Below are 26591 nucleotides of genomic sequence, written 5' to 3' on the forward strand. Positions count from 1 at the left end.
CTTGTAGATAACGGGTTTGGTCATGCCAACCCGTCTACACGCCTTGTCACCGTGCTCGGGTTAACGTGACAAACCCGGAAGCCTTCAGCGCCTCGGCCTTCTCGGGAGAGCGATACGTAGCGCAGATGCGGGTGAACCGCTCTTTGTAGGTATCGATGAAACGCTGAGCCGTATAACCGGGGCCAAACACGAACAGGTTCATAAAATCAAACTCTACCCTCACCTTTGCCGCCATTCCAGCCATCCTTCGATCTGCAGAAACAGGTCAGCATTCTATCGAAGGTGGTCCAAGTCCGCACGATGGCTGTTTGAGACAGAATGATGATCCGGTTCCATAGGGCAGTAACGATCTCGTACAACGGCTGTTGTGCAAGGCGCACACGCCCATACGCGTCGCTGTTGGTCTAAATCAGCGCCCGCTGCTCGACACTAGATCATAAGCTGTGGTGGACTTCACCCGCTGCATGGCAAAACGCGACGTAACATTCTTGAGTGGGACCGCTTCGACGAGACGTTGATAGAAGCGATCGTACGCGGCCATATCAGGCACCGCCACCCGCAGCATATAATCGACGTCTCCAGCCATGCGGTAGAACTCCATCACTTCGGGCATGGCCGAAACGAACTCCGCAAAGCGCTGAAGCCATTGTCCTGAATGGTCGGAGATTTCGATGGAGACAAACACTGTCAGTCCTAACCCAACTTTCTCGGGATTAACGAGCGCGACACGCTTCTCGATAACTCCAGTAGTCTCCAGACGCTGAATGCGCTTCCAGCATGGCGTCTGGGATAGGTTCACTCTCTGAGCGAGTTCAGCAATCGAGATGCTGGCATTCTCCTGCAACAGCATCAGGATCTTGGTATCTGTCGCGTCCATGTGAGACCTCAGCGAGCGTAGAGCAAAAAACGTCCTAAGGCTTTATGGCTAAGCCTCATCCACTGTCTCTGTTTGGTTTGTTCTTTATAACGAACAAACTGGGATGTTCAAGTGTCATCGCATCTGGCTTAGGCACCCAAAAGACGGGGCGAATGCGTCGATGGAGATGGATTCCCCTCTTTTGGACATATGTAGGAGAAGATTGTCCCTGGCTGAGGCGTTCTAAAGAACGAACATTCTCGTTGACAGGCGGGTGGATCACGACGATCCTTATGGCTAACAAAACGAGTGATGTTCAGGCCATCGGACGGGTGATTCAGCCTCTCATAAGCTTCCGAACGGTGGGGCGATCGCATTCCAAGTTTCTTTTGAGAAGAGTGAGCGCATGACTACTAACAACTCCGAGGCTGTTATGCCTGCAGAAGCCACTTAATCTCACCTGATACTCATCACGTGCGTTGAATTGGGGCGAGAACCACAGGTCTCCTTCAAGGCTGCGCTCCTCCCAACCCTGAGAGATCAACGCCGCGGCTTTCCGCCGGCGGAAGGAGAACTTGTGCCATGAATCTGCCCCGCATTGTCGGCTTCTCCGGCAGCCCACGCCGTCCCTCCAAGACCCGCAGCCTCATTGAGGCCGTCGCCGCCGAGGTGGCAAGCCACCGACAGGTGCGCCTCGACATCTTCGACTTGTCTGATGCCGGTCCGGGCTTGGGCGCGGCCCTGCATCGCCAGGATCTGACCCTGCCGGCAGCTCGCATCATCGATGCCATCGAGCAGGCCGATGCGCTGATTGTCGGCACACCGGTGTACAAGGGCGCCTACGCGGGCCTGTTCAAGCATGCCTTCGATCTGGTCGATCCCCGAGCGCTGGTCGGCAAGCCCGTACTGCTCACCGCCACCGGAGGAGGCCCACGCCATGCGCTTGTGGTCGAACATGCCCTGCGGCCGCTCTTCGGCTTCTTCGAGGCCTTGGCCGTCCCGACGGCCGTCTACGCCAGCGATACTGACTTTGTGGAGGGACGACTGGCCGAGGCTGGCGTCCGGGCTCGGGTGAGCACCGCCGCGCAACAACTCGCAGTCCTAATTGGGACTGAGGCTTCCAAAGCCGAGACGGTCTCGTCGCTGCCTTCGGTCAACCTTCAGGTTGTTCGTCGTGGAGCAGCCCGATGAGTGCGGCTGTCGCCTCTACCCCCGCGCCGGGCACCGGCTCAGACCAGTGGCTGCGCAATCGCCGGTATCTCCCTCCGCTTCTCATCGTCGTCCTGTGGCAGGTGGCGGCCAGTGCCGGCCTCATTCCGACCCGCACGCTCGCCTCACCGGCGATGATCGCCGGCACATTCGCCGAACTGATCACCTCCGGCGAATTGCCCCGGCACCTCCTGGTGTCATTAGGGCGCGTGGCGATAGGGCTTGGCATCGGCATCGTTGTGGGCACGACGTTTGCCCTCATCGCGGGTCTCTCACGACGCGGCGAAGACCTGCTCGATGCCACCCTGCAGATGCTCAGAACACTGCCGTTTCTGGCGCTCGTCCCCCTCTTCATTCTGTGGTTCGGCATCGGCGAGACACCGAAGATTGCCCTTGTCGCCCTGGGCACGATGTTCCCGATCTATCTAACGCTGTTTGCCGGTATTCGCGGCGTGGACGCCAAGCTGATCGAGGCGGGAGGCACCCTGGGCCTAACCCGGCGCGAACAGGTGTTCCACATCGTGCTGCCCGGCGCCCTGCCGTCGGCCCTGGTTGGGCTTCGCTATGCCCTCGGCGTTGCCTGGCTCAGTCTCGTTGTGGCCGAACAGATCAATGCCGATACCGGCATCGGCTTCCTGGTCATGACCGCGCGCGACTTCCTGCGCACCGACATCATTCTCGTAGGCCTGATCGTCTACGCCATCCTGGGGCTGAGCGCCGATCAGATCGTCCGTATTCTCGAGCGTCGGGTGCTGGCCTGGCGACCCAGCTTTCTGAAGGACTGATCCCATGAACGCTCATCCTGCCCTGACAGCACGACAGCACCCGGTGGTGCACGTCGCAAACCTTGTGCGCTCCTTCGGCCGCGGCCCCAACATCCTTGATGGTCTCGACCTGGCCATCCGGGCTGGCGAGTTCGTAGCCCTTCTCGGACGCTCCGGCTCGGGCAAGTCGACGCTCCTGCGGACACTGGCCGGTCTAGACGAGGCTCCGGCCGGGACCGTGACGGTACCGGCAGAGCGGGCCGTGGTATTCCAGGAGCCGCGCCTCGTGCCGTGGAAGAGGGTATGGGCCAACGTGGCGCTGGGGCTTCGCACACCTGACGCCCGCGAGCGTGCGGTGGCCGCCCTGTCTGAAGTGGGCCTGAGCCACCGGCTCGAGGCTTGGCCACTGACGTTGTCCGGCGGCGAGGCTCAGCGTGCCGCACTCGCCCGAGCATTGGTGCGGGAGCCGAAGCTGCTGCTGCTCGACGAGCCCTTTGCGGCCCTGGATGCTCTCACCCGGCTCAAGACACAAGGGTTGGTCGCCTCGCTCTGGCGCGCCCACCGGCCGGCCGTTCTTCTCGTGACCCATGACGTGGACGAGGCGCTGCTGCTCGCCGACCGGGTGCTGGTTCTGGACCAGGGCCGCATCGGCTTTGATCTCCACGTCAATCTGGAGCGCCCACGCCGTCATGCGCAGCCAGCCTTTGCGAGCCTGCGCTCGCGTCTCCTTCGTGAACTCGGGGTTGAAGACGAGAACCCTGTGGAGCCGGTTGAGGAACTGCGCACCCCCGTGCGCAACACAGCGCCCGCAGCGCCCACTCATCGGTTGGAAGATGCCGTCTGGGCCGCGTCAGCTGACGCCCTCGCCCGATCGTAGAAACAGGAGACCATCATGAGCAAGGACGTCGAGTTCATTGGCTTTGTCGGCACGCATTACGAGTCGGAAGCCCATCCCGCCCAAAAACCCGTTATCGACCGCGACTACATCCGGGCCCTAGCCCAGGCGCAGGAATACGGCGGCTTCGACCGTTTCCTCGTGGCTTTCCATTCCACTTCACCGGAAAGCCAGCACATTGCGGCCTATGCCGCCTCCGTGACCGAGCGCATCAACCTGATGATCGCGCACCGGCCCGGGTTCACCACCCCGACAGTGGCCGCCCGCCAGCTGGCCACCCTCGATCATCTCACCAACGGCCGCGCCGGGGTTCACATCATCACCGGCGGCAATGACCAGGAACTCCGGCAGGATGGCGATTTCCTGACTAAGGACGAGCGCTACGCCCGCACGAGCGAATATCTCGATGTGGTGAAAGCGTCCTGGACCAGCGAGACACCGTTCGACTATGCCGGGCAGTACTACCGCTTTGAGCGCGCCTTCTCGACCGTGAAGCCGGTCCAGACGCCGCACCTGCCGGTGTACTTCGGTGGCTCATCCGAGGTGGCCATCGAAGTGGCTGGCAAGCACGCCGACGTCTATGCCCTCTGGGGTGAGACGCACGCTCAGGTGCGGGAAACCATCGCCCGGGTCCGCGCTGCAGCAGCCCGGCATGGTCGCGAGCACCATGTGCGCTTCAGTCTCTCGTTCCGCCCGATCCTGGCCGAGACGGAGGATCGTGCCTGGGCCCGAGCGGAAGGGCTTCTCGAGCGCATCAAAGCGGTCCGGGCGGCCAAGGGGTTGGGCACCGCGGCCCCGCCGCCGAACGAAGGCGCACGCCGGCTGCTGGCCGCAGCCGCCCAGGGCGATCGGCTCGACAAGCGCCTGTACACCGCGATTGCGGCGGTGACGGGCGCCCAGGGCAACTCGACGGCCTTGGTCGGCACCGCCGATCAGGTCGCGGATGCGCTGCTCGACTACTACGATTTTGGCGTCACCACCTTCCTCATCCGGGGCTTCGAGCCCCTCGAGGACGCGATCCAGTACGGTCGCGACCTGATCCCCGCCTTCCGCCGCTTGCTCGACGAGCGCTCCAGCCAGCGCGCTGTGGCAGCCGAATAAAGGAGACCTCTCATGAAGCGCATATCTCTTCTGGCTGCCGCAGCCGCTCTTACCCTGTCGTGGGCGCCCGCCTGGGCCGAGACTGTTTTGAAGGTGGGCGACCAGCGCGGAGGATCCCGCGCCCTGATGGAAGCCGCCGGCGTGCTCAAGGACCTGCCTTACAAGCTCGAATGGAGCGAGTTCCCGGCCGCCGCCCCCCTGCTGGAGGCTCTGAACGCCGAAGCCATCGACACCGGCATCGTTGGCGATGCGCCCTTTACCTTTGCAGCGGCCTCTGGCGCCCCGATCAAGGCGATCTTGGCAACCCGGTCTTACCAGGGCGGCCTGGCCGTTCTGGTGCGCCCCGACTCTCCCGTGAAGACCTTTGCCGATCTCAAGGGTAAGCGCATTGGCACCGGCCGTGGCTCCATTGGCCATCAACTCGTGCTGGCAGCCCTTGAGGACGCCGGTCTGGCTAAAACGGACGTGAGCTTGAGCTTCCTTCTGCCGGCTGAGGCCAAGGCGGCGCTGACCAGCGGCAGCCTCGATGCCTGGTCGACCTGGGAGCCGTATACCTCACAGCTGGTGCTCTCAGGCGAAGCCCGCATCGTGCGCGATGGGCAGGGCATCACACCGGGTCTTGGGTTCCAGGCGGCGCACGTGGAGGCGATCCAGACCAAGCGGGGTGAGCTTGAGGACTTTGTCCGCCGCCTTGCCAAGGCACGGGTGTGGGAATCGGCAAATCGCGAGTCCTACGCGGCAACCTGGGCGAAGCTCATCGGCCTGCCGAAGGAGATCCCGCTGCGGTGGTTCTCCGGCGCAAATGCCCGTCCGGTGCCGATCGATGCCGAGGTCGCGGCGGCCGAGCAGCGGACCATCGACCTCTATGTCCGCAATGGCCTGATCCCGAAGCCTCTCAAGGCTGCCGATGTGCTTGATTCGTCGTTCAATGCGGCGGTGCTCAGCGGCGTGCAGGAGGCGGCCGCGCGCTAGCCACCAACAACCAGTACGCTGTGCGCTTTTGTTGGACTCGCCGCTAACAGCGCACAGCATCCCAGGCATGGACTTGAGGCCCATGCTCCATTTCGACTTGGCAAAACCTCTTGGTCAGACAGGACAATGAGCGGACATCATCACGAGCACGACGACCATTCACATGAGGACCACCCCTGGAAGCACGATGGCGTGCGGGTCATCAAGGGCGACCAGCTCGATGCCAACACCGCCCAAACGCCCGGGATGTTCCGTCAGGCGGCGATCAACCACGCGCGTGTAGGCGCCCAGAAGATCTGGGCCGGCACGGTGTCGATCCAGCCGAATGCCAAGACGGGCGTCCACCATCACGGCGAGTTGGAGAGTGTGATTTACGTTGTGTGCGGCAAAGCCCGCATGCGCTGGGGCGATCACCTCGAGTATGTGGCCGAGGCCGGGCCGGGAGACTTCATCTATGTGCCGCCTTTCGTGCCCCATCAGGAGATCAATGCCAGTCCGGACGAGCCGCTGGAATGCGTCCTTGTGCGCTCGGGCAACGAGGCCGTGGTGGTCAACATCACGGATGTCGATCCAGTCGAGCAGCCGGAAGAAGTGTACTGGGTCGACCCAATCCACAAGCATCCGCAGTGATCGACCACCGATCAGGCAAACATCTGAATTCAATCCGCTGGTCTGCCCCAATGCCTACCAAGGACACGCCAGCCGCCTTGTGCATTCTCGTCAGTTGGATCCTGTATGAAACGCTACGTCCTCCCTGCGCTCGCCCTCGCGGCCATGTCTTCCTCCGAAGCGTTGGCTCATACCGGTCATGATGTAGCCACCAGCTTTATGTCCGGCTTTACCCATCCCTTCAGCGGGATTGATCATGTGCTGGCCATGACCGCGGTCGGGCTGTGGGCTGGGAGTCTGGGGCGACGGGCGATCATTGGACTGCCAGCCAGCTTTCTGGGCGCTATGGCGCTGGGCTTCTGGGCAGCCCTGATCGGATCTGGTTTCCCTATGATCGAGCTTGGGATCACCGCATCGGTTCTGGGGCTGGGGCTTGCCGTGATGCTCAATCTGCAACCATCCCTTGTTTTCGCTGCCGGCACCTGCGGGCTCTTCGGGATCTTTCATGGCTATGCGCACGGTGCTGAGATCGCGCCCGCCGTGAGCGCCGTCGACTATGGGGCTGGCTTCCTTGTTGCCAGCGCGCTTCTCCTCGGCTGCGGGCTCGGACTGCAAAGCGCTGTCGGGAGAGTGCCAGCGATGAGCCGGGTCATTGGAGGTGGCGTTGCTCTGGCCGGCGCAGCTCTGTTCTTCGTTTGAGTGCAGGCGGTTGTCACATCCTCCCTCAGTGCGGCTCGCTTCGACGAGCCGATGATACCGCCCTTGCACGAGACTTGATAGGAAACCCTCCCAATGACAAAGCAGCTTCGGCTCAATGCCTTCGACATGAACTGCGTCGGCCATATCCAGCAAGGCCTATGGGCTCACCCGCGGGATCGGTCGACAGCCTACAACACACTCGAATACTGGCAGGATCTCGCCCGCACAGCCGAGCGCGGCAAGTTCGACGGGATCTTTCTCGCTGACATCGTTGGGGTCTATGACGTCTTCAAGGGCAGTCCTGATCCGTCAATTGCTCACGCGGTTCAGGTGCCGGTCAATGACCCCCTCCTGGTTGTGCCGGCCATGGCGGCGGTCACCAAGCACATCGGCTTTGGTGTGACGTGCAACCTCACGTACGAGCCGCCGTATCTCTTCGCCCGTCGCATGTCGACGCTCGATCATCTCACGCGTGGGCGGATCGGCTGGAACATCGTCACGGGCTATCTCGACAGCGCTGCACGCGGCATGGGTCTCGCCAAGCAGGCGAAGCACGACGATCGGTATGAGACGGCCGAGGAGTACATGGAGGTCGTCTACAAGCTGTGGGAAGGCAGCTGGGAGGACGACGCGGTTCTGCGCGACCGCGAGCGCGGGGTCTACGCCGATCCACGCAAGGTCCACCGGGTGCAGCATTCAGGACAGCACTATCGGGTCGATGCCATTCATCTCTCGGAGCCATCACCGCAGCGCACCCCAGTTCTCTACCAAGCCGGCGCATCGTCCCGGGGCAAGGACTTTGCCGCGAAGCACGCCGAATGCGTGTTCCTCGCGGGCCCAACGAAGGAGAACACCCGTGTAACCGTCGCGGACCTCAGGCGGCGGGCAGAGGCGCAGGGGCGGGATCCTGCTGACATTCTGGTGTTTCTTGGCCGCGCTGTGGTTGTCGGGCGGACCCGCAAGGAGGCTGAGGAGAAATACGAGGAGTACCATCGCTACGCGAGCATCGAGGGGGCTCTGTCGCACTTCTCCAGCATCACGGGCGTGGACTTCTCCCGCTATGACCCTGACGAGCCGCTCCGCCACGAGGAGAACGATGCCACGAACTCCATCCTGCGAGCCTTTACCGTCGACAGCAGCGAGACGTGGACGCTGCGCAAGATCTTTGGCCAGAAGGGTCTCGGCAGTCGCAACGAGCCACTCGTGGGATCGGCCGAAGAGATCGCCGATGAGTTGCAGAGCTGGGTCGAGGATACCGACATCGACGGGTTCAATTTAAGCCGGGTGGTCACGCCCGAAGGATTGGAAGACTTCGTCGATCTGGTGGTGCCGCTTCTGCAGGAGAGGGGCATCTACAAGCGCGACTACGAAGAGGGCACCTTGCGCGAGAAGCTGTTTGGCTCCGGGCAGGCGCGCCTCGTCAAGAGTCATCCGGGCGCATCGTTCCGCACAATCGGGTCTTCAGCTCTTTCGTCCCAAACCATCGCTCCCGCAGCCGAATAAGGCAGTCTGTTTCCCCTTCAGCTTTTGATTAGAGGACGTACAAAAATGACTTCGTTAGTCGCACGGTATCACACGATCTCCCGTCGTAGCGTCAGCGCCCTTGTTGCAGGCGTCGTCGGACTCATGCTCCAGTTGTCGAACCCCGGTGCGGCCTTCGCCAAGCCCTTGAAGGTTGGGACGAGCGGTGGGCCAGTGGCCGAAATCATGAACTTCGCCGCAGAGCGGGCTCGGCAGCAGGGTCTCGATGTTCAGGTGGTGGAATTTTCCGACTGGGTGACACCGAATGAAGCGCTGGCCAATGGCGATATCGACACCAACCTGTTCCAGCATATTCCCTTTCTGAACGCCGCCATCAAAGGGCGTGGATACAAGCTTGCGCCGATTGCCCCGACTTATGTGATGCCGGTGGGTCTGTTCTCGAACAAGGTCACGCGCTTTGACCAAGTTCCCGATAATGCGGTCGTGGCCATTGCCAATGATCCGGTGAATGGCGCGCGCGGCCTGCAACTGCTGCAGAAGGCCGGCCTCATCACCCTCAAGCCAGGGGTGGGTGATGCTGCGACTGTCCTCGACATTGTCTCCAACACCAAGAACCTCCGCTTCCGGGAACTGGAAGCCGCGCAACTGCCTCGTGCCCTCGATGACGTGACTCTGGGTCAAGTCAGCATCAGCTATCTGTTGCTGTCAGGTGGTAACCCTGAGAAGGCTCTGATCGCCGATGGGTTCGGCGATGGGCACTACGCCCTGCAGTTCGTCGTGCGCGCTGACCGGAAGGACGATCCCAAGATCGCAAAGTTTATTGCTATCTATCGCTCACCCGAGGTGAAGGACTACATCGCCAGGAAGTATGGGAAGTTCTTTGTGCCCGTCTGGTGACAGGAAGGAGGATCAAAGCTTGTTAAAGCTTAGTGGGCGTTGGTGTAGCTCGTTTAAGCTTTAGGTTAAGGCAGCCGGAGGTCGCTCTATTGGGGATGTGACTTCGAGCCCCTGCTAGGCGCCATGAGCATGGAACGAGCCGGAGGCGTTTACCCTCGTTTACCGCTACCGGACCGGTCAGACAGGAAATGCGCCAGTAATCACAGCCATAGCCTCCGGGCATAGTTGTTCTATAGCCTGCCGAGATACACAGCTTTCAGCGGCCAGTTGGGATTACTGACAAGCTTGCTGGTAGGGACATGGCACGACGATGGACCGGGTTTGTGTACGACGACAGCGGATTGGAGTACGATTTGCGTGCATGCTCTTACTCCAGCAGCGGGCAATCCTATGGTGAACGTCATCCGCCAGTGGTTCGCTTCTCTCGAAGAGGTTGAGCGCGATCGCGACAGCCAAGGCTATGTTGTTGTTTATGGCGCCGCCGGTTCCTTCGTCGTACCGGTCGAGCCGGACAGACAGCGGCCTGGAAGAGGGCGCTTTCTGCTATGGGAGTTGCTCCAGCTACACCAAGCTCAAAGCGCGGCATTCGCCTTGATACGGGGCCTGCATCCTCCAGGCCCCAGTAGGCTGCCTGAGCTACACCTGTTGCGGTCGGGAACTGAGGCCTAGTTTCGCCGTATAACAACCTGGATCCTTGAGAGATCCGCAGAACTGTCCTGGGAAGGAAACAGCATGGCGCGCGTTGCATTGGTCACCGGCGGAACTCGCGGCATCGGTGCCGCAATTTCAACAGCCCTGAAAGCAGCAGGCTACAAGGTTGCGGCGAACTACGGCGGCAACGATGAGGCCGCAAACCAGTTCAAGGGCGAGACCGGCATTCCGGTCTTCAAGTTCGACGTGTCCGATGCCGCCGCCTGCGAGGCGGGGATCAGAGCGGTCGAAGCCGAACTCGGCCCCGTCGACATCCTGGTGAACAATGCGGGCATCACCCGCGACGGCATGTTCCACAAGATGACCTTCGACCAGTGGTCGGCCGTCATCCGCACCAATCTCGATTCCATGTTCACCTGCACGCGTCCCGTCATCGACGGCATGCGCTCGCGCAATTTCGGCCGCATCGTCATCATCTCGTCCATCAACGGCCAGAAGGGCCAGATGGGACAGGCGAACTACTCCGCGGCAAAAGCCGGCGTGATCGGCTTCGCCAAGGCCCTGGCGCAGGAGAACGCCAACAAGGGCGTCACCGTCAACGTGATCGCCCCGGGCTACATCGCCACCGAGATGGTGAAGGCGGTGCCGGAAGAGGTGCTGAAAGCCAAGATCCTGCCGCTCATTCCGGTGGGCCGTCTCGGCGAGGCGGAAGAGATCGCCCGCACCGTGCTCTTCCTGGCTGCCGACGACGCCGGCTTCGTCACCGGCTCGACCCTGTCGGTGAACGGCGGCCAGTACATGGCGTGATGCTCGCGCCGACCCCAGAGGGTCAGGCTGCTTGAGCGAGGGCGGAGCCTCGCCACAAGGCGACCCCTCCAGCCCCGGGGCTGGGTGTGCCAAGCCAGTTTCCAAGGCCTACGTTACTTAGCGTGGTAGCGTGGGTCGTGGATCTTGCAGGGGCGAAGGTCGACTGTGTGGCCGAATGAACGGTGCAAGGCTATCCTGGACCAGCTTGGCATAGAGACCATGGGTCTTCGTTGATCGGCCGATGTATCCTTCGTAGATGCTCTTCACGTACTCGGCCGGAACCTCAATCACCTGCTCAAGAGACTTGATGTTTACGCCGACCTTACTGCCTGTGTCCCTTTGAGATCTTTCGACTCTGGGGCAAGGGGTAAGAGGAGGGTGAGTTTCTTCCTGGCTCTCACAGGGGCTTCCACAAGCCCAGCCCGCTTGAGCCACCGCTGAAAATGGAGATTGGCGGCCCGTTGCGCCTTCCTCTGGGTCTCCTCGATGCCTTGCAGCACCACCCCGGCTGATCCGGGCACGTCGTTGAGATACCAACGAAAGCGGCCCTGGTCACTTCCATTCGAAACCCGGTACACCCGCGCAAAGACGTGCAGATGCAGGCTACCCACCACATCGTTTGGGTTGTTGTCATCAGGAATCGTTGGCTTCCACCGCAGGGGCATTTCTCACCTTTCTCAGCACACACCCTGCTTACATTGTGGGAGCTAAGAACGTGTTATGAGCGGGCTTGATCCTCCTATATCTGCTTCGCGAGGATAGGCTTGTCACTTCAGCCCTTTGGTCGTTTCAAAGCTACGATGTGACGGAATGGACGTCTCGCCCTCCTAGCAGAGCGCCAGAGGGCTGCTGAGAATAGGATGCAGCCATCAAGTTGTTGATAGCTCAGGCAGGCATGGAACTCCCAAGGGGCGTCATCGTGTTGCCCTCCCATTCGAGGATCAGGTTGGAGAGCGATGCCTGAGATGATTGAGCCGTCCCCGCGCAACCGAACAACCCTTTTCAAGCTGCGGGCGCGGCAGTGCCGTTTCATTGTCTCAGACGATCGGTCAGAAGCCGTCTTCTGCGGGGGCGAGACCCTAGACGGATCAAGCTGGTGCCCGTGGCATCGGCGCTTGGTCTACACAAAGCCGCTGGCAGGTGGAGCTGGCACTGCTAAGAGCGCTATTTAGAGGGGTTGGACCGCAGCTTTGTTCAGAGCGGATGCTGATCATGCGTTGCGTGCATAGGGCGACTAAGGAAATTTCATTTCAATATTTCAGCGGATTTGATAATGCCGTTGCGACGCGCCGCACCTCTACAGTGCGGCGCTCCTTTCAGAGGAAGCTCCTCTGCACCTTAGGTCGCTGGCGCAAGCGGCCTAAAAGGGGCGCGGCAGCGTGGCGCACTGCCCGGCAGGTCAAGCCCTTTGGGAAGCGCCCTGGCCGAGGCGCTGTCTAAAAAACCTCAACCAAGGCGCTGGTGTGCCAAGGGAATGACGCACATCCTGGATGTAGGCCGCTTAAGGTGGTCGACAATCCCGCACTCCAATTATACGGCTGCGGGCTTAGCTCAATGACATGAGCGTTCTGAGGGTGGCAGCCGTCCGCATCCCACCACGCATTTTATTGGAATGGCTTATCCTCAGATCTTCACCGTTCTGGTGACGCTGTTCCTGTTCGTCCTGACCTGCAGCATTGTGGTCTTCAGCAGTCGGGAAATCAAAAACTGGAACCCCGTAGATCCACCCATGCCTATGACTAGGCCTACATCCTAGGTGCGTAAGCCACGCAACCGATCAGCGTCAGCCAAACGGACCGGTCCGAGAGAGGATTCGGTACGCATTGTCCGGCTCCCGACGTTTGTCGCTATCGACCACCGATAGGAATGCCGAACCACGCTCATGGCCGAGGTGAGGTTGTTTCTGCTTCCGATGAGGCAGGATTGCCGACGATCAGCCGTATCACGATCGGTCGTGTGTCCCACCGGCTACAGACATTGGCGGACAAATCGGACAGAGAAATACCCACCAAGCGGCGCGATTGCTCCTCCCTTTGGCGCTTTTCCAGAACCAGCTGATTTCCTGAAGGTGTTCACCATGCGCCAGACCGATGTCGCAGTGCCGGATTTTGCTCCTGTGCCGGCGCCAACGTTCACATCTGCCATGATCAGATTTGTAACCTCCCTGGGCATGCTGATCGGCTTGAGCCTGCTGCTGGCTAGCCTCTGAGGGCGATGTTCTGGCGCCTGTGCTCTTTTCGGTACAGCCAGACTCTCATCCTTCAGCCATGCTGATGGGGTCCATGATGGAGCGGCTGGGGGGCTGGTCCTCCCTGGAACTCAAGCGCCTCTGCCATGCGGGGCGCTTCTCTTTGTCCAGGGTCTTGAGGGCCGCCTGAGGCAACGTCTGCTTTCTCTCTCAAGGTTGTGCCCTAGGTTAAGGGCAGGGCAGACGCCCGTTCATGAGAGAGGCCCGCCGCGTGCCAATACCGCGCCTGTTCGTCATCGCTCCGTCTGTGGCGCGCCTGATCCGGAAGGAGAGGGGAGGCGAGCGCGTGCTCGAGGGCTACTTCCCTGATCAGCCTCAGCGCAGCGCGTATGTGCAGATCGAGGAGAGCCGCAGCAGCCTGAACCTTGAGGCTGGTGCGGATGGGTGGTCCGAGGAGCGGGCAGACATCCCGCCGGCTCATGCCCAGGCCCTGCTCGCCGTCAGCCAGGGTCAGGTGGAGTACTTGCGCACCAGTCTGTCGATCGGCTCACACGAGATCCAGGTTCTTCACCTCCTCAGGCCCGCTCCCCTCGACCTTGTGGCAGTGGCCGTTCCATCAGAGAACGAACAGGCTTTCTATCCTTTGCCTTGGTTCGGCCCGGAGGTTACAGAAGACCCTGCTTACCAAAGCCACTCCCTGGCTCTGTCCGGATTGCCGCCAGCCCCTGAGGTGGAGATCACAGACGCGGCACTCAATAGCTTGCTCGATACCCTGGAGGGCCGTTTTGGAGCCCATCAGCCGCAAGCTGCGGCTCCTCAGCCTGCTGCTCCTTCGAAACCGGCCGAAGCAGAAGACGAGGACGATCAGGATAATCTTGAGATCGAGGACAGCGTCATTCGCGAACTCGCCCGGTCCTTGAGCCCTCGCAAGAGTTGATACGCCCGACGAACGCTCAATCCCGTTGCGTGGGAGGCTGCCGCCCCTGCGAAGCCGCCCGATTGAGCTCCTACGGATCAGACTAAGCTGTCTTCAGGTCCACAGCGGATTCTTTGCCGGAGCGGCGGTCAGCCTCAACCTCATAGGAGATCTTCTGGCCCTCAGCCAATCCACGCAGGCCAGCACGCTCCGCGGCGCTGATATGAACGAACACGTCCTTGCCGCCGTTGTCCGGCTGTATGAAGCCATTGCCCTTCTGCTCGTTGAACCACTTCACCGTTCCTGTCGCCACCACACTCTTCCCTCAGTTGAAGCCGCCCAGGTGAGAGAAAATCTTAGCCTCAGAATGCGGAGAGTGTCGAGCGCCGCGTAATACTCAAGAAGATCAGCGCCCACACAGAACTACATCTTGCCAGTGTCAGCACTCCCTGTGTGCGGTGGGGAGGCCTATAAGCAGTGGGCCGACGAGGAGCGCAGGGCTCCACATGTTGCCCCTCATCCCGAGCAGTAAATGCCACGAAAACAAGCTTCGAAATCAGCAGAGCCCATCACAGTGCTTGGGCCTGTGTCGCAGCTGTTGCCGGTATCGGAGACATCATTGGTTAAAGGTTCACTGGTGAGCCGACCGCACCGGATGGATCATCTTAGCCTCACTAGGCGTCGGATCGCGGCTGCTCACCTGCCGCGCGACGAGCGACGGAAACGGCGCGTTCATCCCGCTGCTCAGTAGCGCCGACCAACATCAGAGCGACCTCTGTCCCTTTTATTCTAAAGGCTTCGGACTTGCTCTCGGGGCGTTACTACCAGATGCGGGTTGCTTCTGGCTCGTGCCTTGTAGAACAGCGTCTTGATGCGCTCTTTAATGGCGTGTTCGCTCACAGCCAGTTCCCTTGCTATGTCGCTGTTCTCTCGGCCTCTCGCGAGAAGGCAAAGGACACTGGCTTCCTGTTGAGACAGAACAGGGGCGCATACATCCATGTCGAAGTGCGCCTCAGGTCGGCGTCTTCGGATGCCACACAGGCAAATCAGGTTATCAGTCATGATAGCTGCCCCCGCAGTCCTAGCGCTAACGTATCATAGCGTCAGAGAAAACGGCCTACTTTGCCCGCCAGCGCAAAACCTGTGCCGTTTGCATCAAACGGGGGGATATACGGTTGTAGGGTGAATCACCCCCGGAGATCGCGAATCCACTGCGCCAAGATTGGTCCCCCTGCACCCGGCCGGCTCCGCTGGACTGCGATCTGAGCTAGGTTCCCCTCCGAGCGGGCCTCTCGGGGCGACATGTCAAACAGCCGCCGGAATGCACGACTGAAGGCCGCCTCATTTCCGAACCCCCACGAGTAGGCAATATCCGAGATGGAGCGATGCGTGTGAGCTGGGGACGTGAGTTCGGCAAAGCAGCGGAACATCCGGCGCTCGCGGATATATCCACTCAACCCGCCGAGCGGCCCGAACATGCGAACGAGGGTCGCTCGTGACACGTGGAACTCACGGGTGATACGATCGACGCTCAGGCTTTGATCGGCTAGGCTAGCCTCAATGTAGCGCTTAATGGTCAGGAGAAAGGCACCCCTCTTGGCGGCTGCGGCTTTTTCTTGTGTATACGCCGAAGGGCCGAAGCAACCGGCAATCAGGCTTGCCGTTGCCTCGGAGATCGCTGCGCCATCCTCTGCACTCAACGAGCCAGCCGTTTTTTGGATCGTCTGCATGTACGTGGCGAGCACATGGCCGAGTCCTGTCCGGCCTGACAGCACGATCCCATGTAGTCCGTCGGGATGCTTCAGAAGCGGCTCCAGTACGGCCCTGGGCACTATGAAGTTCAGGTTCTTGAAGCTGTCTGCCTGCGTCTGCAATGTCCGGGAGAGGTCGAGTATGCTGACATCGCCTGGCCCGACCTGAATTGGCCGCCCTTCTACCTCTCCAGCATAACCGCCTCGGGAGTAAAGTTGAACGAGATAATGATCAACACCGCTGCGGGCGATGGTGAGCTGTGAGCGGCGAAACTGCTGAGCGCTTGCTGTCACACTTCCAAGGACAAGAGGTCCGAGATGGAAGCTGTCGACGTCAACATTGAAATCACAGGCTGCTCCTGAACCAAGCGGGGCTACATCAAACAGAGGAGACGTTATGCTGCGCCACGAACAGAATGCCTCCTCGGCGGATGAGGCCGCAGATCCGCTGAAGGAAAAGGATGGCAGGCCTGACATAATCGATCGAGAGCCCCAGTTCAGATTGTGTCGTTCTTCGCACTAGATAAAGGTTATCAGATTGGGATGAGAAGAGGGATACGTAGATCCCGCATATAAAGAAAGTATTCTGAGATTAGCGAGTTAGCAGATTAACCGTTGGCAACGGGTACTGCGCAAGAACGCCAGATGATCAATGAACTATTTGCTAACCATAACGAGGACTTGTCAAATCATGTTTTGAAGGCTTGCCACAATTGGCCCTTAACCAATCAGATGTCTTGTTCACTGACATTGATCTTGGATGTCAAGACGGGTTCAGGCTGGCGGGAACGGCCCTGTCTCTGCAACCGCTTCTATCCGTTGTCGTTACTTCAGGCCGCTCGCGGATCTGCCATGGCCGATGCGAGTTAGTAGGAGTGCCTTTTCTCGCCAAGCCTTACCGCCTTATGGAACTGGTGGAGACGATTGAGCGCGCCTTGAAGGCGGTTACGGCATAGTGACACGTTCTCCCAAGTGATCGTCCCCGACGATCTGGCCAGATGCACCTCTATGGGGCCGGCTGCAATCTGGTTGAATAATCATGTTTCGATCTAATGGTGTGGCACCACACATCAGCTTCTCGTGTAGGCATCTACGTGGATCGTGCGATGACGGAACACATCGCACACACCATGGTGAGAAGTCTTGTGCTCAGCCTCTCGCCGGAGCGCTTCGTATTTACACACATTATTTCGTTGCATCTGTAAAGCTCGTGGCGTATTGTAGCGGCATAGTGTTGCAACCGGCATCACAAAAGCGCCCTGAAAGCGAGCTCAGCACGGCTAACTCTATCGGGGCGTTGTCGTTTGTGAATACCTCGCTCGTGTCGTGAGAAAGCCCGGCGGAAACCATACTACGGGGTTCAGTATTGCCTCTCCCTCCCTCCGGATTGTACCAAAGGCAGGCGCCCCTAATTCCTGACAATGCTTGAGTTTCATGACAGTTCGCCGCCGCTTTCTGCTCGCCCCATCCTTCGCCCGCCTGATCCTGCGCGAGAGAGGAGGGCTGCTTCACGTCGAGGGCTTCTTTCGTGAGCAGCGGGATCACTCCGTCTGGGTACGCCTCGAAGAGAACAGAGGACTGCTGATCCTCAGGAGAGTTGGCCTTGACGGTGAGGCCGAGGACCAGACTGATATCCCGGTGGCCCATGCCCATGCGCTCCTCGATGTCTGCGCCGGCGAGATTGAGTACATCCGCACAGTGCTGCAGATCGACGAGGCGCATGCCTTGGTCGACGAGATTATCCGTCCTCGTGCCCTGCACCTCATCACCGTGGAGTTCGTCTCTAAAGGGGAGGCGGGCGCCTTTTGCCCGCTCGAGTGGTTCGGGCCCGAGGTAACGGAAGATCGGCGCTACACCCATCAGTCCATCGCGCTTCAAGGGCTCGTTGAAGCTCCTGACATCCCGCTGTCCGATGCGGCGCTTAACAGTCTGATTGATACCTTGGAAGACCGGTTCACTGTTCAGACGCGGATGGCTATCAACAAACCTAAGCCTAAGGCCAAACAGGAACAGGTGACCAGGGCCAAGACACAAGCCAGTGCTGAAGCTGTCCAAGTCAACCTCGACGAAATTGAGAAAGCCATGGTGCGGGAGATGGAAAGAACGTTCCAGAAGGGCAACTCCGAGTAAGGCTGCTGGCTGACGCCCGATGCGCGTTCGCCCATCCAGCATCACCTGGTGCTCTATCAGTATGACCCGGAGCAGAGCAGGGCCGGCTTCTTCAGCCTGATGATCGAACGCGACCTGTTCGGCGCAATCCGAGTGGTCCGCAACTGGGGTCTGGTCGGGTCCAAAGGCCAGGAGCAGGTCGGGATCTTCCCCGATGAGACTAAGGCCGCTCAGGCGCTGGAAGCGTGGGCCGCAGCCCAGCAGCAAAAGGGTTATACGGACCTTTGATCGCGCCATCGTCGGCTTTCTTTCGACGATATGGCAAAATCCACAGGTAGCATAACCGTCATGCACAGGCGTGGCACGGCCAGGTGAGGCTCTTGTCAGCGTAAAACCAAGGCTTGTGCAACGGCCGACCCGTTCTATCTTTCAGTCGCACTGAGCTTCAGAAACAAATGGGCTGCCAACAAGGCATCGTTCAAGGCATCATGCTCATGCCGGAGGTGATTAATACCGATGCCTGCTTGCGCGCAGGCATGGCGGAGCTTGCCCGGCAGGCCCGACTGCTTGGCCAAAGCCATGGTGCAAAAGAAACGCCCCCGTGGATACGTCGGCCGTTCTGCACGCTCGAACTCCCGTTTGAGCGTGTTGTACTCGTAGGTATAATTGTGAGCAACGATCCTGTCGTCACCGACGAAGTCGATCAGGTCATGGATGACGTGGTTGAAGTACGGCTCCTGCTCCAGTTCCGCCAATGAGATGCGATGAACCGCATAGCAGAATGGACTCATGGCTGAGCGTGGCTTAACCCTCCGGACAAACGAGCGAGGGGAGATTGTCCTGCCGATGACCTCGACAGCGGCGATTTCGATGATGTGATCGTAGGACTGCGCAGTTTCGACATCGATAACGACGTATCTGTCTTCCAGCTTCATAGGCCCAGACCGTCCGGTTAACGCCGCTTTCCTGCCGCCTTAGCCATCATCTGCCGCATCGCTTCTTCGGCTTGATCCTTGGCCTCTGTATCATGGTTGAGGTTGCGCACCTGCGAGGCTTCCCCCTGATCTTGCAAACCATTCTGACGTGCCCGCCATTGCTTTGCCTGGGAGCCTGCCGATGCGGCACTCGCAAGCCTCTCAAGGCGATCCAACATGGGAGTGCTGGCTTGCCCCTTGGCTTCGGCCTGCTCTTCATCCGTCTTCGGGTTGTTTGCCATGGATTTTGTTCCTGGTAGGGTCAGTACCACTGGTTGGTATCACGGAGCGGACGAGCGGAGGAGGGGTAATCAAGGAACAATTGGTCGCGGCATTCTGGGGCAGGTGTAGAAAAAGCGTGGGCGCAAGGACCCCATCTCCCTAACCGCTCACATCATTGCTCTTGAGAACGCCAACCTGATCCTGGTCATTGCGCTGAGCATGCTCTCAAGATCCACCCACGATGTTGAACTGGGTCCTATAACAAGTACTGCTCTTGATAGTTATGAAGACGCTCCTGAACGACATGGCTTCGCAGTTAGATTGAGCGATACGGAGCGCCGCTTCCTCCCGGGTCATATTAAGAAGCGCCTGTCGGTTGCGCTGAAGCCGCTGACCTCTTCCTCGGAGGGAGCCTGACATGTCATGGCGCTGTCGTATAAGGCGGCTAAATCAGCGTCGTGGCCGCATGGCCTGAGGGACAAGGACGGGCACGGATGCACTGCCCCCCTTGTCGCCTCACCCAACCCACACGGCGGCCGACCTATTGCGCCTGCCGCGCCACCCGCGTGATGTCGTACCTCGCAATGCCGATGTCAGACAACTCACGATCGGACAGAGCACTTAACTGTCGAGCGGTCTCACGAGCGAGCAGCCAGCGACGCAGGCCTGACAGAACAACTGATAAAAACATGATGCAACCTCAATGATGAGCCAGCCCACGTGCACAGGCACTGCGCACGGGCAGCGAGAAAAAAGGCCACCTTTTGGGGTGGCCGAGTCTAGGGAGGAAACCCGCCACAGGGAGGCCGCGGCGGAGGAGGGGTCATCTACAGCGCGCCTGGCTTAAAACAAACCCGAAAGGGGTCGCTCCTGCCATGCGGAATTAGCATGGAACAGATAGGGAGCGTTTACCCTGCGTTAGCCTTTCCTTGCCGTAGGAACCTAACGGACGCATGAGGGCTCTCGTTGCCCGTCGAGAGTTCCCGCATAATGTCTGAAGGCCCTGATTGCCACTGGCCTCATGACACTTATCTTTTTGTACAAAGGCCTCTCAGGCCATCCGACTCGGACATTAAGTCTTTGCCTTGGGGTGGCTCGGCTTGTTTAACTCTCTAACAACCGTGCGTCTCTTACCTTGACCCGGTGATCAAAAAACGGACGGCCTTTATGAAGAGGCAAGAGCACTCACCGGCCTACGTTCTCCAGATCAAGAGCCAATGGCGGGTTGTCGTTCCTGTTCGTGGGAAGCTCACCCCCAGAGTACACGCGACAGAGTTCCCCTCCCGTGCAAGCGCTGAAGCTTGGCTTTTCAGCGATGAGGGAGGGCGTCAGGTTGATGCATACCGAAGCCCTGGGGTTCTGAATGGATCATCGCGTTGACCAGCGACCAGCCGCAGCGCCGACTGAATGGTTGAGCAATTAAGGATGTTTGCAGGATTTCGTACCGCGCCACCATACGTGCTGTCTACACTCGCCTGAGCCTTTCAGAGAGGGTACGGCATGAAGAGGTTGGTCACGGTCGCGGGTCCTGTCGCCGCCGCTCAGATGGACGGGTATCTCATCGAGGAAAGACTGCTGGATCAGATTATGATTCAGGTCAGCGATAAGGGCGGTGGAAACCTGGAGATCGCCTTCCATGAGAGAGATCAGCGCTACCTGTCGCAGTTCTCCGCTGTGCAACAGGCCCTGTGGCTGCAGGAGGCGATGCTTCATATCGAAGCGGGTTGTCCTTTAGCGACATTGGATAGGCAATCCGCTTGGATCACTGACGAGGCTCCGCAGAAAGCAAGACCCTCCATCAAGGCGATACGACCCGCTCGGCAGGGGCATGACCTGCCGCCTGGATTGGAGTTCTTGAGACGCAGCTAGCCGTCATCAGAAGATCCGGTCAGGAAACCGAGCTACAGCACCACCTGCTCGACGCGATGCTTTGCTGTTGCCACCCCTCGACGGCACAGTGTTGGATTGGTTTATGTTCCATAGGATATGTTACTGGCCTTTTTGCTGTAGCCGCAAAGTTAGAATGTCCTGATCCCACCAGCTGAAGGAGATGCAAGCCCTGAGGCCTTGCCAATGGCTGGGAGCACCAGCGTTGAATGTCTGCGCAAGGTAAGCCGGAATCAACGCATGCCCTACTGTGCTTCGACCAATGCAACCCAAAAGCCAAGCGAGCAAGGCATTCACTTCGGGTTCCCACTGCGCATTCGCCTTTACTCAGCGCTTGCTGCTACCGGGTGCAGCCTCCGCCTGCGCTGTGCTGACGCGGCGGGCTGGTGCCTGCGGCGGAGTTGGTGGTTTGCGCGCTACCAAGCCGGTTTGGGGAGCTCCGGTCTGCGGCTGACGACCTGCAGATGAGCTGGCTTGGAGCGCTGGGCGAGCTATGACTGGCTTGGACTGAACCAGGACTTTCTCCTGGGCTAAGCGAGCGATCTCTTTCTGAGCAAAACCGGACGACATGCTGGGATCTGGGATCTCAGTTGCTGGGCTCTGGGCTTTGTTCCGTTCGGGCAGTATCGCCCTCTGACTTGTTGGAAGTTCGGCAGCCGGTGCCGATAATTGACGTTCTGGCTCCGCCGTCAACTCACGTGATCCAGACAGCAGGCTCCATCCTGCGACAGCGCCTAATCCCAAAACCACGACGGCGGCGGCTTGGTACCGGCGAGGGAGAGTTCGCATGAAGGCCTGAAACATCGAAGCTCCTGGAGAAGTAAGACCACGGCTGAGGACAACCATCTGGATCAAAATAGACGGCTGGTGGCGCTCACGAGACTGGCGCCGGCGTCCCTCAGGATAGGTCCATCATGGTAGCTGAACCGTTAAGGTCCGATGGGGCGACAGGTCCGCCGACGGGTCACGCTCGCATCAGTTAGACTTCCTGGTGCCGTAGACTTCTTGTCGAAATACTTGGAGCGCAATTCGTTGTAGCCGCAAAGTTGGAATGTCCTGACCCTCCTCTGCATGTCAGCAGACACTTAACCTGCGTGCCCCTCACACCTAAGAGACTGGATCAACACAACTGTCATCTTGGATGTCGTGGAAGCTGATACGGATTTTGCTGATATGCCGAGTTGGATCAGCCGCGGCTCCAAGGCCCACCAGAACGTTCATCTCGCCCACGAGACATTCCGTTTCATCAGCCAATCTGAGGCGGACTTGGCGGTGCCGAACCCGGGCCTCGAAGTCGTTGAGCCCGAACAGGGTTTCCGAATCCACATCGATGTCAAGCCGGCCGTGGCGTTTGCCGTCCGGGCCAATCGCGATCTGAAGGCCCTGGAGGAGGTGGCGGAACGCCGTCGGCCATTCCACAATAGGGTTCTGGGTTAGCGGCATCGCGGACCTCAGCGCCTGAACAATCCTGTGGTAGCATGGAATCTACCATATGAAGCAAAGGTTATGCGCAGCACTTCCGTGGTAGAGGCGAACGCCCCGCCGAGGGGCCCGGCTGGGGGTTTATAGACCCTCGACCAAAGCCTCATGCAGAGAACGAAACAACCCCGCAGGGGATCAGGCTGATAACCTCAACGCGCCCTATGCCGGGATATGGGAAGGGCTCAGGTAAGCGATCTGCTCATGCCGTCGAATCCAGGCTGCCGGAGTTTGGATCAGACGACTTATACCTGTTGGTGTTATGCTACTCCCTTGAGCCTGATGCGACGGCAAGATCCGGCACCTAAGCTTGACGATGGGTCACAGCAGGGAGCCACGGGCATGGAACACTTTGTGGTCACACGCACCAGTGAAGACCTGTGGTCGGTATCACATGACGGGGAGACGTTCGCAAGCTACCCTACCGAAGAGGAGGCGCTTTCGGTCACTTTCGCACGGGCTGCGGAGCGCAGACGAGCCGGGATCGTCGTGATTGTTGTGGTCACTCAGGCGCAATAAGAGGCCAAGCCTTAGGGTAGATACTCAGGAAGAGCAGCCACATATCGTCTGACAGCCCCGCCGACGCTTGGCCTGAGAACCAGCCACCAATGGCCTCTTGATTGCCTCTGCCTTTTCCTGCTTGTTCTGATTGGCTCCAGCAGTGCACTAAACGCAAATCAATGCTTACGAGCTTGAACCAAGTAGGCGGGGACCGTCGTCTCGCCAAGAGCCCTGCAGGCCTCCAGACGATGCAGCCCCTCCACCAGAACAAAGCGGCTGCCGTCCGGCCGCACCAGAATGGGCGTTTCCTGACCTTTCGCCAGCATGCTCTCGGCCAGGGTTTCAACCTTCTGCGGATCCAGCGTCTGACGCCGTTTCACCGGCACATAAACATCCTGAATTGAGAGCATCTGCCGCTTCAACACCATCCCGACGGCTCCTGTGTCTGTCCTCGCAGGTGAAGCTTACGTGCAGGGATCCGACTTGCATAGGAACATGCCCTCACGAGTGGCGTTCACGATGATCTCAGCTTCACAGTTCGCCAGCCTTGTGCGTCGGGTCTCCTTAGTGGAGACATCACCATGAGCAAGCTCGCAGCATTAATGAGCTTTCTTTTTCCGGCCGCTTCGTCTGCCTGCGCACAAACCGTGACTTTGCACGACCGGACCCGTGACATCGGGCCTCGATCAGCAGCCTATCTGGTGCTCATAACTGTTCATTGGACGAGGCCCCGTTTTGGTCTGTACTGGCATGTGGAACTACGCGCTCCAGGGATGCGGATCATGAGCCGGAGGAGAATGCCGCTTGATCTCCATCGAAGCTCTGACGGTGCAGATCCGTCGGCCACGCTCGTCCCGCACCTCGATGACAACATCACTGATATCGCCCTTGGCAGGCCGGTTTGCTCCGATCTCTGCCGCCGATTGACCGGAAGTCTGCACGGCAGCGTCCATACTGTCGAACTCGGTGCCTTCATCATCGTGCGCACTCTGTGCGCCATCGCGAATGTCGAAGTAGTAGCGGGCAACAGCGACCTCCCTTAGGCCAGCACCAATACGTCAACATAGGGTACTTTCGGACAGAATGCGCCCTGGCTGAAAGTGCTGTCTGAACCCCTCAGCCAGGGCATCAGCGGAGAGGAAGCCCTCCAACAACCCCAATGTCACTCACCGAAGACACTGGAGCACCGGTGCGGGCTGATACGCCATGCGCCCGCTCCAGCCATCCTGTCTCGACCAGTGTAAACAATCCGTGGACGTCGACTTGCGCCCACTCACCGATGTGAGCGTGAGAAGGAAGAACCGCGCGCAGACACCTGACCGCTTTCATTAAGCACATCTAATCAGGGATCTTCCGACGTTTGGGCAGTCACGAAGGTTGGGAAGATTGGCCGCTAACTCGACAGATGTGGCGTTGGACGAACTGGCTCTATCCGAGTTGCTGAAGGGCGGTTCGAGGGCAAAAGGCAGGGAGGCAGCATTAGAAATGTATCCGTCGCTAGCACTTTGCAGCTGCGTCACGAGGTTGTCATAGAGCCACTTTAGGTAAGCGATGTGGCCTGAGGGACAAGGACGGCCATAGCCTACTGGAGGTCTCCCGCTTCCTCACACCGTCTGTCGTCGCAGATCACCAGAATGCCCCGGTCAACGCCGTCGGCTACCTCTGCATCATGTTCGCCGTGGATGACATCGACGAGACGCTTCAAAGGCTCCGCACGCGCGGCGCGCAGCTCGTCGGCGAAGTCGTCCAGTACAAAGACGCGTGTCGGCTTTGCTACATCCATGATCCTGAAGGGCTTTTCATCGGACTCGCCCGGGAACTCAGCTGAGGGCGATAACAACAAATGGCGAAGAGTGGCCTATGTCAGAGATCGCTCCCTGAGCAATTAGGTGCGGCAAACAAAAGCCCCGGCCGAGAGGCAAGGTCTCTCGGCCGGGGCTAGCTCCGAGCATTGAAATGCTATGGAGTGTTCGGGCAGATACGCAACGCGCCCGATACCAACAAGACTGAACAGTCAAGTTTAACAATTCGTGCATGGGCCGGACACCTGGCCCGTGCCTTGGCATCTCAGGAGAGATGCTGCGCGAAGTGCTTGTTCATCTCGAACATGCTGACCTTGTCCTTGCCATCAAAGACCGCCCTGAGCTTGTCGTCCGCCAAGATCTCGCGCTTGTTGGCAGGATTCTGCAGATTGTTCGCCTTGATGTACTCCCACACCTTGCTCACCACCTCAGTGCGCGGGAGCGGGGCTGACCCGACCACTGCCGCCAGTTCATTCGACGGCTGCAACGGCTTCGCCAGAGCCGGATTGGGCTTCTTGACTGCTTTTACCTCGGTCATCGTGAAACTCCTAAGCTGCGCCCACTGCTCTCTGCAGGGGAAAGGGACCGGGACCATCGCCAACAAAGGTTGAACAGTTCCTTAATCCCGCTCCGACCTTGCATATGTGGGGACGATGATGAGGAGCGGAAGCGTCAGGTCGCTACCGTCCACGCCGTTTGCTTTGTGGCTTTGCCATCATGTGCCGCATCGCTTCTTCAGCACGAGCCCTGGCTTCAACATTGTTACTGAGGTTGCGGACTTCGGACGGCTCGTCTTGCTGATCAATGCCATTCTTCCGGGCGCGCCACTGCTTTGCCTGGGCAGCGGTCGCCGCCGCATTGGCCAGCCTCTCCAGTCGATCTAGCTGGGGTGTGCTCGCCTTCCCGTTTGTCTCTGATTGTTCGTCCTCTTGCTCAGGGTGTTTTCCCATCTGTTCGCTTCCTCAGGCTCGACGCTGCTGTTTATGCTATGGCGTTACGTGCTTCATTTCAGGGGATGTAGGTTAACTTCGTCTTAACCATAAAGGTCCGAGGTACGCCGATGCGAAAGATCCATCATGGCTTTATAGCAATCGGCATCCTCATGGGCCCTGCCAGTCTCATCTTTGCTCATGAGAAACTCACTCGAACAGCTGCTCAAGAAGTGTTTGAATCGTTTGATCCGCCACCAGTCTTACGGCAGGCCTATACCCAGTGCGCAGAGGCTCCGAAGCAGAAGAGGTCAACTCAGTGCGACGAGTATGTGAGCTTCTTTGAACAATGCGCCACTCGGAACAACGAGTGTGGCCCACAGTCCGTCTACGAGGTGCTCACCAAGCTCATCCTCTCAGTGCCACCACAGCGGCCGAAGGCGGACAAGGTTGCTACACCCACCGACGTCTAACCTGGCACACTGCCTGGGCAAAGTCATAGAGCGCTCTGTCAGAGCGCACCATGCTCTACCTGTTGAGCATACGATGCCTTAATTCGCTGAAAGCGATGTCGATATAAGTTCTTCCAGAGTTCCTTGCAGCGCAAAGTGAAAACTACAGGGATCGCTCGATCTTGAAAGTCGGATGGTTTTGTCATGCAAGGTTGAACCCTATGAAGAAATTCAGTCAGTCGCAGTTGATCCTCCCACTGCTCGCTACCATCGAAGAGAGGTGAGCCCTCACAATCTGCGCGACATCGGTGCCGATCGCAGCTGACCCGACTGACACTCTGGCTGCAAATTGGGCGAAGGGTCCCGTTGGGAACGGATCGTGTGCGGCGCCGCACATCGGCGCATGATGCGTGCATCTACATAGATCGTGCGATGCTGG

The 26591-nt window shown here is 59.3% G+C and carries 29 protein-coding genes and 1 pseudogene; 18 read left to right on the top strand and 12 right to left on the bottom strand.

Annotated elements, in window-relative coordinates; translation table 11 throughout:
• Positions 1-46: 46 nt before the first annotated feature.
• Positions 47-235, bottom strand: a complete 189-nt coding sequence (locus JKL45_RS22605) for a hypothetical protein (RefSeq protein ID WP_201863963.1) — start codon at positions 233-235, stop codon at positions 47-49.
• Between the two features lie 174 nt (positions 236-409).
• Positions 410-877, bottom strand: coding sequence for an Lrp/AsnC family transcriptional regulator (locus tag JKL45_RS22610; protein WP_201863965.1), 468 nt, complete (start codon positions 875-877; stop codon positions 410-412).
• Positions 878-1438: 561 nt separating this feature from the next.
• Here JKL45_RS22610 and msuE point away from each other — a divergent pair.
• The 13 genes from msuE (at position 1439) to JKL45_RS22670 (ending at position 14067) form a co-directional block, all read left to right on the top strand.
• Positions 1439-2047 carry an FMN reductase gene (gene msuE / locus JKL45_RS22615; protein ID WP_201863967.1) on the top strand — a complete coding sequence of 203 codons (609 nt, stop codon included), beginning with the start codon at positions 1439-1441 and terminating at the stop codon, positions 2045-2047.
• Positions 2044-2850 carry an ABC transporter permease subunit gene (locus tag JKL45_RS22620; protein WP_201863969.1) on the top strand — a complete coding sequence of 269 codons (807 nt, stop codon included), beginning with the start codon at positions 2044-2046 and terminating at the stop codon, positions 2848-2850. Before msuE ends, JKL45_RS22620 begins: the two co-directional genes overlap by 4 nt.
• A 4-nt stretch (positions 2851-2854) precedes the next feature.
• Positions 2855-3706 carry an ABC transporter ATP-binding protein gene (locus tag JKL45_RS22625; RefSeq protein WP_201863971.1) on the top strand — a complete coding sequence of 284 codons (852 nt, stop codon included), beginning with the start codon at positions 2855-2857 and terminating at the stop codon, positions 3704-3706.
• 15 nt (positions 3707-3721) lie between these two features.
• Positions 3722-4825: an LLM class flavin-dependent oxidoreductase gene (locus JKL45_RS22630; RefSeq protein ID WP_201863972.1), complete on the top strand. Its 1104-nt coding sequence runs from the start codon at positions 3722-3724 to the stop codon at positions 4823-4825.
• Between the two features lie 12 nt (positions 4826-4837).
• Complete coding sequence (locus JKL45_RS22635; RefSeq protein ID WP_201863973.1) at positions 4838-5797, top strand: ABC transporter substrate-binding protein; 960 nt, start codon at positions 4838-4840, stop codon at positions 5795-5797.
• Positions 5798-5923: 126 nt separating this feature from the next.
• On the top strand, positions 5924-6427 hold the full coding sequence (locus JKL45_RS22640; RefSeq protein ID WP_201863974.1) for a cupin domain-containing protein: 504 nt from the start codon (positions 5924-5926) through the stop codon (positions 6425-6427).
• A gap of 105 nt (positions 6428-6532) precedes the next feature.
• Entirely contained in the window at positions 6533-7105 is a 573-nt protein-coding gene (locus tag JKL45_RS22645) for a HupE/UreJ family protein (RefSeq protein ID WP_201863975.1), read from the top strand.
• A gap of 93 nt (positions 7106-7198) precedes the next feature.
• The gene (locus JKL45_RS22650) at positions 7199-8608 is read left to right on the top strand and encodes an LLM class flavin-dependent oxidoreductase (RefSeq protein ID WP_201863977.1); all 1410 of its coding nucleotides are present in this window, start codon (positions 7199-7201) and stop codon (positions 8606-8608) included.
• A gap of 123 nt (positions 8609-8731) precedes the next feature.
• Positions 8732-9484 (top strand): MetQ/NlpA family ABC transporter substrate-binding protein, encoded by a 753-nt coding sequence (locus JKL45_RS22655; protein ID WP_281401799.1) that lies wholly within the window; start codon positions 8732-8734, stop codon positions 9482-9484.
• 732 nt (positions 9485-10216) lie between these two features.
• Positions 10217-10942: an acetoacetyl-CoA reductase gene (gene phbB, locus JKL45_RS22660; protein WP_201863979.1), complete on the top strand. Its 726-nt coding sequence runs from the start codon at positions 10217-10219 to the stop codon at positions 10940-10942.
• A gap of 965 nt (positions 10943-11907) precedes the next feature.
• The gene (locus JKL45_RS30885) at positions 11908-12114 is read left to right on the top strand and encodes a GcrA family cell cycle regulator (RefSeq protein WP_376771063.1); all 207 of its coding nucleotides are present in this window, start codon (positions 11908-11910) and stop codon (positions 12112-12114) included.
• 905 nt (positions 12115-13019) lie between these two features.
• The gene (locus tag JKL45_RS30550; RefSeq protein ID WP_281401798.1) at positions 13020-13151 is read left to right on the top strand and encodes a hypothetical protein; all 132 of its coding nucleotides are present in this window, start codon (positions 13020-13022) and stop codon (positions 13149-13151) included.
• 232 nt (positions 13152-13383) lie between these two features.
• A complete protein-coding gene (locus tag JKL45_RS22670; protein WP_201863981.1) occupies positions 13384-14067 on the top strand; it encodes a hypothetical protein in 684 nt (227 codons plus the stop codon).
• 82 nt (positions 14068-14149) lie between these two features.
• Here the strand turns inward: JKL45_RS22670 and JKL45_RS22675 are convergent, their stop codons facing one another.
• The 3 genes from JKL45_RS22675 to JKL45_RS22685 form a co-directional block, all read right to left on the bottom strand.
• Positions 14150-14359, bottom strand: a complete 210-nt coding sequence (locus tag JKL45_RS22675) for a cold-shock protein (protein ID WP_201863983.1) — start codon at positions 14357-14359, stop codon at positions 14150-14152.
• Between the two features lie 476 nt (positions 14360-14835).
• Complete coding sequence (locus tag JKL45_RS30890; RefSeq protein WP_201863984.1) at positions 14836-15108, bottom strand: LuxR C-terminal-related transcriptional regulator; 273 nt, start codon at positions 15106-15108, stop codon at positions 14836-14838.
• A 125-nt stretch (positions 15109-15233) separates the two neighbouring features.
• Positions 15234-16274 carry a helix-turn-helix domain-containing protein gene (locus tag JKL45_RS22685; protein ID WP_201863985.1) on the bottom strand — a complete coding sequence of 347 codons (1041 nt, stop codon included), beginning with the start codon at positions 16272-16274 and terminating at the stop codon, positions 15234-15236.
• A 957-nt stretch (positions 16275-17231) separates the two neighbouring features.
• On the opposite strand from JKL45_RS22685, the gene JKL45_RS22690 reads away from it, so the two are divergent.
• Together JKL45_RS22690 and JKL45_RS22695 are read left to right on the top strand one after the other, a co-directional pair.
• Positions 17232-17927, top strand: a complete 696-nt coding sequence (locus JKL45_RS22690) for a hypothetical protein (RefSeq protein WP_201863986.1) — start codon at positions 17232-17234, stop codon at positions 17925-17927.
• Between the two features lie 48 nt (positions 17928-17975).
• A complete protein-coding gene (locus tag JKL45_RS22695; RefSeq protein ID WP_312897018.1) occupies positions 17976-18194 on the top strand; it encodes a WGR domain-containing protein in 219 nt (72 codons plus the stop codon).
• Between the two features lie 134 nt (positions 18195-18328).
• Here the strand turns inward: JKL45_RS22695 and JKL45_RS22700 are convergent, their stop codons facing one another.
• The 3 genes from JKL45_RS22700 to JKL45_RS22710 form a co-directional block, all read right to left on the bottom strand.
• Positions 18329-18841: a 3'-5' exonuclease gene (locus tag JKL45_RS22700; RefSeq protein WP_201863987.1), complete on the bottom strand. Its 513-nt coding sequence runs from the start codon at positions 18839-18841 to the stop codon at positions 18329-18331.
• A 17-nt stretch (positions 18842-18858) separates the two neighbouring features.
• On the bottom strand, positions 18859-19122 hold the full coding sequence (locus JKL45_RS22705; RefSeq protein WP_201863989.1) for a hypothetical protein: 264 nt from the start codon (positions 19120-19122) through the stop codon (positions 18859-18861).
• Between the two features lie 521 nt (positions 19123-19643).
• A complete protein-coding gene (locus JKL45_RS22710; RefSeq protein ID WP_201863990.1) occupies positions 19644-19793 on the bottom strand; it encodes a DUF1127 domain-containing protein in 150 nt (49 codons plus the stop codon).
• 854 nt (positions 19794-20647) lie between these two features.
• Between JKL45_RS22710 and JKL45_RS22715 the strand changes: the two genes are divergently transcribed.
• On the top strand, positions 20648-20971 hold the full coding sequence (locus tag JKL45_RS22715) for a hypothetical protein (protein WP_201863992.1): 324 nt from the start codon (positions 20648-20650) through the stop codon (positions 20969-20971).
• Positions 20972-22162: 1191 nt separating this feature from the next.
• Entirely contained in the window at positions 22163-22426 is a 264-nt protein-coding gene (locus tag JKL45_RS22720) for a hypothetical protein (RefSeq protein ID WP_201863996.1), read from the top strand.
• A 719-nt stretch (positions 22427-23145) separates the two neighbouring features.
• Here JKL45_RS22720 and JKL45_RS22725 read toward each other — a convergent pair.
• Together JKL45_RS22725 and JKL45_RS30895 are read right to left on the bottom strand one after the other, a co-directional pair.
• Positions 23146-23397, bottom strand: coding sequence for a ParB N-terminal domain-containing protein (locus JKL45_RS22725; RefSeq protein WP_201863998.1), 252 nt, complete (start codon positions 23395-23397; stop codon positions 23146-23148).
• A 330-nt stretch (positions 23398-23727) separates the two neighbouring features.
• On the bottom strand, positions 23728-24024 hold the full coding sequence (locus JKL45_RS30895) for a DUF6894 family protein (protein ID WP_376771064.1): 297 nt from the start codon (positions 24022-24024) through the stop codon (positions 23728-23730).
• A gap of 503 nt (positions 24025-24527) precedes the next feature.
• Here JKL45_RS30895 and JKL45_RS22735 point away from each other — a divergent pair.
• Positions 24528-24797, top strand: a pseudogene (locus JKL45_RS22735) (VOC family protein); the annotation flags it as partial.
• 239 nt (positions 24798-25036) lie between these two features.
• Here the strand turns inward: JKL45_RS22735 and JKL45_RS22740 are convergent.
• Together JKL45_RS22740 and JKL45_RS22745 are read right to left on the bottom strand one after the other, a co-directional pair.
• Positions 25037-25309, bottom strand: a complete 273-nt coding sequence (locus JKL45_RS22740) for an SWIB/MDM2 domain-containing protein (RefSeq protein ID WP_201864002.1) — start codon at positions 25307-25309, stop codon at positions 25037-25039.
• Positions 25310-25451: 142 nt separating this feature from the next.
• A complete protein-coding gene (locus JKL45_RS22745; RefSeq protein WP_201864004.1) occupies positions 25452-25721 on the bottom strand; it encodes a hypothetical protein in 270 nt (89 codons plus the stop codon).
• Positions 25722-26591 lie beyond the last annotated feature (870 nt).

Source organism: Microvirga soli, from assembly GCF_016734765.1.
Taxonomy (GTDB): Bacteria; Pseudomonadota; Alphaproteobacteria; order Rhizobiales; family Beijerinckiaceae; genus Microvirga; species Microvirga soli.